General features: G+C 70.0%; 6 protein-coding genes and 1 tRNA gene. 6 read left to right on the forward strand and 1 reads right to left on the reverse strand.

Annotation, left to right across the window (positions count from 1 at the left end):
- Window positions 1-17: 17 nt before the first annotated feature.
- Complete coding sequence (locus AC3WRN_RS15735; protein ID WP_492623681.1) at window positions 18-1,577, forward strand: protein adenylyltransferase SelO; 1,560 nt, start codon at window positions 18-20, stop codon at window positions 1,575-1,577.
- A gap of 47 nt (window positions 1,578-1,624) precedes the next feature.
- Here the strand turns inward: AC3WRN_RS15735 and AC3WRN_RS15740 are convergent.
- A tRNA-Arg gene (locus AC3WRN_RS15740) sits at window positions 1,625-1,701 on the reverse strand.
- A 154-nt stretch (window positions 1,702-1,855) separates the two neighbouring features.
- Between AC3WRN_RS15740 and amaB the strand changes: the two genes are divergently transcribed.
- The 5 genes from amaB (at window position 1,856) to murB (ending at window position 6,012) form a co-directional block, all read left to right on the forward strand.
- A complete protein-coding gene (gene amaB, locus AC3WRN_RS15745) occupies window positions 1,856-3,391 on the forward strand; it encodes an L-piperidine-6-carboxylate dehydrogenase (protein ID WP_492623682.1) in 1,536 nt (511 codons plus the stop codon).
- A gap of 84 nt (window positions 3,392-3,475) precedes the next feature.
- The gene (locus tag AC3WRN_RS15750; RefSeq protein ID WP_492623683.1) at window positions 3,476-3,778 is read left to right on the forward strand and encodes a DUF4190 domain-containing protein; all 303 of its coding nucleotides are present in this window, start codon (window positions 3,476-3,478) and stop codon (window positions 3,776-3,778) included.
- A 7-nt stretch (window positions 3,779-3,785) separates the two neighbouring features.
- Entirely contained in the window at window positions 3,786-3,932 is a 147-nt protein-coding gene (locus tag AC3WRN_RS15755) for a hypothetical protein (RefSeq protein WP_492623684.1), read from the forward strand.
- A gap of 3 nt (window positions 3,933-3,935) precedes the next feature.
- Window positions 3,936-4,973 carry a quinone-dependent dihydroorotate dehydrogenase gene (locus tag AC3WRN_RS15760; protein WP_492623685.1) on the forward strand — a complete coding sequence of 346 codons (1,038 nt, stop codon included), beginning with the start codon at window positions 3,936-3,938 and terminating at the stop codon, window positions 4,971-4,973.
- A 10-nt stretch (window positions 4,974-4,983) separates the two neighbouring features.
- Entirely contained in the window at window positions 4,984-6,012 is a 1,029-nt protein-coding gene (gene murB / locus AC3WRN_RS15765; protein WP_492623686.1) for a UDP-N-acetylmuramate dehydrogenase, read from the forward strand.
- Window positions 6,013-6,059: the final 47 nt, after the last annotated feature.

Raw genomic sequence — 6,059 nt, forward strand, 5'->3', positions numbered from 1 at the left:
ATCCCCGAGGTGGCCTGGTGTTCGATCTTCGTTTCGACAATGCGTTCGTGCGCGAGCTGCCCGGCGACCCGGAGCAGGGCGCGCGGCTGCGCCAGGTCGAGGGCGCGCTGTACTCGCGGGTCGATCCCACGCCGGTAGCGGCGCCTCGGCTGCTGGCGTACTCGGCGGAGATGGCGGCCACGCTCGGCTTCAGCGCGGTGGACGTCGCCACGCCCGAATTCGCCGCGTTGTTCGGCGGCAATGTGCTGCTCGACGGCATGCAGCCGTATGCGGCGAACTACGGCGGGCACCAGTTCGGCCACTGGGCCGGGCAGCTCGGCGACGGCCGCGCGATTTCGCTGGGCGAGGTGGTCAACGCCGCCGGCGAGCGCTGGGAGCTGCAGCTGAAGGGCGCCGGGCTGACGCCGTATTCGCGCGGCGCGGACGGCCGCGCAGTGCTGCGTTCCTCGGTGCGCGAGTTCCTGTGCAGCGAGGCGATGCACCACCTGGGCGTGCCGACTACGCGCGCCCTGAGCCTGGTCGGCACCGGCGAGACGGCGGTGCGCGACATGTTCTACGACGGCCACGCCGCGCCGGAACCCGGTGCAATCGTCTGCCGTGTAGCGCCGTCGTTCATCCGCTTCGGCAACTTCGAGCTGCCTACCTCGCGCGGCGACGTCGCGCTGCTGCGCCAGCTGGTCGAGTTCACCATCCGGCGCGATTTTCCGGAGCTCGACGGGGAGGGCGAGGCGCTGTACGCGGCGTGGTTCACCCAGGTGTGCGAGCGCACCGCCACGATGGTGGCGCACTGGATGCGCGTGGGTTTCGTGCACGGGGTGATGAATACCGACAACATGTCGATCCTCGGCCTCACCATCGACTATGGCCCGTACGGCTGGGTCGACGACTACGATCCGGACTGGACACCGAACACCACCGACGCGCAACGCCGCCGCTACCGCTACGGCCAGCAGCCGAACGTGGCGTGGTGGAACCTGAGCTGCCTGGCCGGCGCGCTGGCGCCGCTGTTCGATGGCGTCGGGCCGCTGGAAGCCGGACTGCAGCATTACGCCACCGTGTACGCCGCCGCCGACCGCGCCAACATTGCCGCCAAGCTGGGTCTGGCCGAGTGCCGCGACGACGACGTGGCGCTGATGCAGTCGCTGCAGGTACTGATGCAGCAGGCCGAGATCGACATGACGCTGTGGTTCCGCGCGCTGGCCGAGGTGGATGTGCAGGAGCCCACGCTGGCGCCGTTCGGCGAGGCGTTCTACGACGAGGCGAAGCGGCGCGAGGCCGAGCCGGCGCTCAGGGACTGGCTGGTTCGCTACGCGGCGCGGCTGGCCGATGATCCGTTGCCACCTGAACGGCGCCGCGAGCAGATGCGCACGGCCAATCCACGCTACGTGCTGCGCAACTACCTGGCGCAGCAGGCGATCGACCGCGCCGAGCAAGGCGACGCCAGCGGTATCGCCGAGCTGCTGGAGGTGCTGCGCCACCCCTACGACGACCAGCCCGGCCGCGAGGCGTTCGCGCAGAAGCGTCCGGACTGGGCGCGGCACAAGGCCGGCTGCTCGATGCTGTCGTGCAGTTCCTGAACCAAAAACAGCGAAGGCCGGCATGACTGGCCCTCGCGTTACGAAACTGGTGCCCTCGAGACGATTCGAACGTCCGACCTGCCCCTTAGGAGGGGGCCGCTCTATCCAACTGAGCTACGAGGGCAGCGGCGGGATTTTCGCATGGATCGCGTGCGGGCGCGATTTTGTTGCTCCTCCCCCTGCGCGCAGGGGGAGGGAGTTGGGCGCGGCCTGTTAGAATGGCCCATTGCCGATTTCACCCACGGCGCCCGCGGGCGCCGCACGTCCAGGAGACATCCATGTCCCATGCAATTCTCAGCGCGCTCGGCCTCGACGGCGAGCAGTCCGGCAGCTACCTCGGCCAGGGCGAGTGGTCGAAGACCACCGACGCCGGCGCGCTGCGGCCGGTGAACCCGGCCACCGGCGAGGTGATCGGCACCGTGCACGCCTCCAGTGCGGCCGATTACGAAGTGATCGTCCGGCGCGCGCAGGAGGCGTTCAAGCTGTGGCGCGCCACGCCGGCGCCGCGTCGCGGCGAAGCGGTGCGGCTGTGCGGCGAGGCGCTGCGTCGGCACAAGGATGCGCTCGGTTCGCTGGTCGCGCTGGAGATGGGCAAGATCAAGCCCGAAGGCGACGGCGAAGTGCAGGAGATGATCGACATCGCCGATTTCGCGGTGGGCCAGAGCCGCATGCTGTACGGCTACACCATGCATTCGGAGCGCCCCGGCCATCGCATGTACGACCAGTACCATCCGCTCGGCCTGGTCGGCATCATCAGCGCGTTCAACTTTCCGGTCGCGGTGTGGGCGTGGAATGCCATGCTGGCCACGATCGCCGGCGACATCTGCATCTGGAAGCCGTCGCCGAAAACCCCGCTGTCGGCGATCGCCACCCTCCGCATCTGCAACGAGGCGCTGAAGGCCGGCGGCTTCCCCGACCTGTTCTTCCTGTTCAACGACGCCGGCAGCGACCTGGCGCAGGCCTTCGTGGACGACAAGCGCATTCCGCTGATCAGCTTCACCGGCTCGACCAAGGTCGGCCGCATGGTCGGCGAGCGCGTGGCCCGGCGCCTGGGGCGCTCGCTGCTGGAGCTGGGCGGCAACAACGCGATCATCCTGGACAAGACGGCCGACCTGAAGCTGGCGATTCCCGGCATCGTGTTCGGCGCGGTCGGCACCGCGGGCCAGCGCTGCACCACCACGCGCCGCCTGTTCGTGCACGAGTCGATCTTCGACGGCGTGCTCGACACCCTGGTCAAGGCATACGGGCAGGTCGAGGGCAAGATCGGCGACCCCACGCTCGCCACCACGCTGATGGGCCCGCTGAACAGCCAGGAAGCGGTGGGCGCCTATCTCGCCGCGATCGAGAAGGCGAAGGCCGCGGGCGGTACCGTGCGCACCGGCGGCAAGGCGCTGACCGAGCGCAAGGGCAACTTCGTGCTGCCGGCCATCGTCACCGGACTGAAGAACTCGGACGAGGTGGTGCAGGCCGAGACGTTCGCGCCGATCCTCTACGTGATGCCGTTCAAGACCATCGACGAGGCGATCGCGATGCAGAACGACGTGCCGCAGGGCCTGTCCTCGTCGATCTTCACCAACAACCTGAAGTCGGCCGAGCAGTTCCTGTCGGCGGCCGGTTCGGACTGCGGCATCGCCAACGTCAACATCGGCACCTCCGGCGCGGAGATCGGCGGCGCGTTCGGCGGCGAGAAGGAGACCGGCGGCGGCCGCGAGTCCGGCTCGGACGCCTGGAAGGTGTACATGCGCCGGCAGACCAATACCATCAACTACTCGGACGCGCTGCCGCTGGCGCAGGGCATCAAGTTCGACCTGTGACGCCGTGAACCCGCTGCGGGCGGCGCACCGCCCGCAGCGATGGTGCAGGGCGTCGTCGTCCCACCTCATTCCGCGAGCAGCCCGATGAGCTACCAACCGTCCTACCGTGCGGGTTCCGGCACCAGTCCGCTGGCCGTGGTGAGCCTGGTGTTCGGCATCCTGGCCTGGTGCGTGCTGCCGTTCATCGGCGCGATCGTGGCGATCGTCTGCGGCCACCTGGCGCGCAGCGGGATCCGCCGCAGCCCGGTCGAGAGCCGCGCCGATGGCGACGGCATGGCGGTGGCCGGGCTGGTGCTCGGCTACGCGCAGCTGGTGCTGTGCGTGCTCGGCGCGTTCGTGCTGGTCGCCATGCTGGTGTTCGGCTTCACGCTGTGGGGCTGGCACTGATCGCTGCATGAATACCGACACCCGCTCGGCTACCTTCGATTTCCACGGATATCGCGTCGTCGCCGGCGGCCGCCGCATCGCGCCGGGTATTGCCGGGGCGGGCGCGGCAGGCTTCGATCACCCCACCCGCGCCTGCGCGGGTCAACCGGCCTGATCCATGTACGACATCCTGCGCCCGCTGCTGTTCAGGCTCGACGCCGAGACCGCGCACCGCCTCACCCTGTATGCGCTGGGCGTGGCCCAGCGCAGCGGCTTCGCCCACCGGCTGGCGAGGCCGCCGGGCGAGTTGCCGACCCGCGCTTTCGGCATCACCTTCCCGAACCCGGTGGGGCTGGCCGCCGGGCTGGACAAGAATGCCGAGCACCTCGCCGCGCTCGATGCGCTCGGCTTCGGCTTCATCGAGGTCGGCACGGTGACGCCGCGGCCGCAGGCGGGCAACGACCGACCGCGCCTGTTCCGCTTGCCGCGGCACGAGGCGATCATCAACCGCATGGGCTTCAACAACGCCGGCGTCGACGCGCTGGTGCGCAACGTGCGGCAATCCGGCTACCACGGCGTGCTCGGCATCAACATCGGCAAGAACAAGGACACGCCGAACGAGAAGGCGGTCAGCGACTACCTGCTCTGCCTCACCCGCGTGTACGAGCTGGCCAGCTACGTCACGGTGAACATTTCCTCGCCGAACACCCAGGGCCTGCGCGACCTGCAGCAGGAGGCCACGCTGCGCCGCTTCATCTCGGTGCTGCGCGAGGCGCAGGAGCGGCTGGGCTCGCAGCACGGCCGGCGCAAGCCGATGCTGCTGAAGATCGCGCCGGACCTTTCCGAAGCGGAACTCGACTCGGTCGCCGAGGTGCTGCTGCACACCGGCATCGACGGGGTGATCTGCACCAACACCACGATCGACCGCGCCGCGGTGGCCGACGACCCGCGCGCCAACGAAGTGGGCGGGCTGTCCGGCAAGCCGCTGTTCGACCGTTCCACCGCGGTGCTGTCCGGCATGCACCGGCGCCTGCAGGGCCGCATCCCGCTGGTCGGCGTGGGCGGCATCCTCGACGGCAGCGACGCCGCCGAGAAGATGGACGCCGGTGCCTCGCTGGTGCAGCTCTACACGGGCCTGATCTACCGCGGGCCGCTGCTGGTGGCCGAATGCGTCGACGAGATCCGCCGCCAGCGCGAGGACGCCGATGCCGCCTGAACGCGTCGACATGGGCGGCTACACGCTCACCGAGAATGCCTCGCTGGCCACGCGCAACACCTTGCGCGTGGCCGCGCGCGCGAAGCTGCTGGCCGAGATCCGCGATGCCGGCAAGCTGCCCGAGCTGCTCGACTTTCCCGCCGTGCGCAGCGACCGCCTGCTGGTGCTGGGCGAGGGCAGCAACATGCTGTTCACCGGCGACTTCGACGGCACCGTGCTGGCGATGGCCACCCGCGGCGTGCAGGTGGAAAGCGACGGCGACAGCGCGCGCATCGCGGTGGCCGCGGGCGAGCGCTGGGACGACTTCGTGCGCTGGACCCTGGGCCAGGGCTACGCCGGCCTGGAAAACCTGGTCCTGATCCCCGGCACGGTCGGCGCCGCGCCGATCCAGAACATCGGCGCCTACGGCTGCGAGGTGGCCGAGTTCGTCGAAAGCGTGGAAGCGTGGGATACCCGCGAGCGCCGCGTGGCGACGCTGGACCACGCCGCCTGCGCCTTCGCCTATCGTGATTCGCTGTTCAAGCACGAGCCCGGCCGCTACATCGTCACCGCCGTGCGTTTCGTGCTGCCGCGCAGCCGCCCGCTGCGCACCGACTACGCCGGCATCGACGAGGAGCTGGCGCGGATGGGCGTGGACAAGCCCGCACCGTTCCATGTCGCCGAGGCGGTGGTGCGCCTGCGCACGCGCAAGCTGCCCGACCCGGCGGTGATCGGCAACGCCGGCAGTTTCTTCAAGAACCCGATCGTCGACGCCGCGCTGGCCGATGCGCTGAAGCGCGAACATCCCGCGCTGGCCGCATGGCCGCAGCCGGACGGCCACAGCAAGCTGTCTGCGGCGTGGCTGATCGAGGCCGCCGGCTTCAAGGGCCTGCGCGAGGGCGACGCCGGCATCTCCAACCGCCACGCGCTGGTGCTGGTCAACCACGGCAAGGCCAGCGGCCCGCAGCTGTGGGCGCTGGCACAGCGGGTGATGCACGGCGTGCGCGAGCAGTTCGGCGTGCAGCTGGAGCCGGAGCCGGTCGTGATCAACCCCCTGTAGGAGCGAGGGGGGGGGGGGGGGGGGGGGGGGGGGGGGGGGGGGGGAAG

The organism is Rhodanobacter sp. FW101-FHT13A11 (assembly GCF_058790335.1).

Coding starts and splice junctions, on each gene's coding strand:
- AC3WRN_RS15750 (WP_492623683.1), top strand. CDS start 3,476: ATGAGCTACCAACCGTCCTACCGTGCGGGTTCCGGCACCAGTCCGCTG.
- AC3WRN_RS15755 (WP_492623684.1), top strand. CDS start 3,786: ATGAATACCGACACCCGCTCGGCTACCTTCGATTTCCACGGATATCGC.
- murB (WP_492623686.1), top strand. CDS start 4,984: ATGGGCGGCTACACGCTCACCGAGAATGCCTCGCTGGCCACGCGCAAC.
- AC3WRN_RS15760 (WP_492623685.1), top strand. CDS start 3,936: ATGTACGACATCCTGCGCCCGCTGCTGTTCAGGCTCGACGCCGAGACC.
- amaB (WP_492623682.1), top strand. CDS start 1,856: ATGTCCCATGCAATTCTCAGCGCGCTCGGCCTCGACGGCGAGCAGTCC.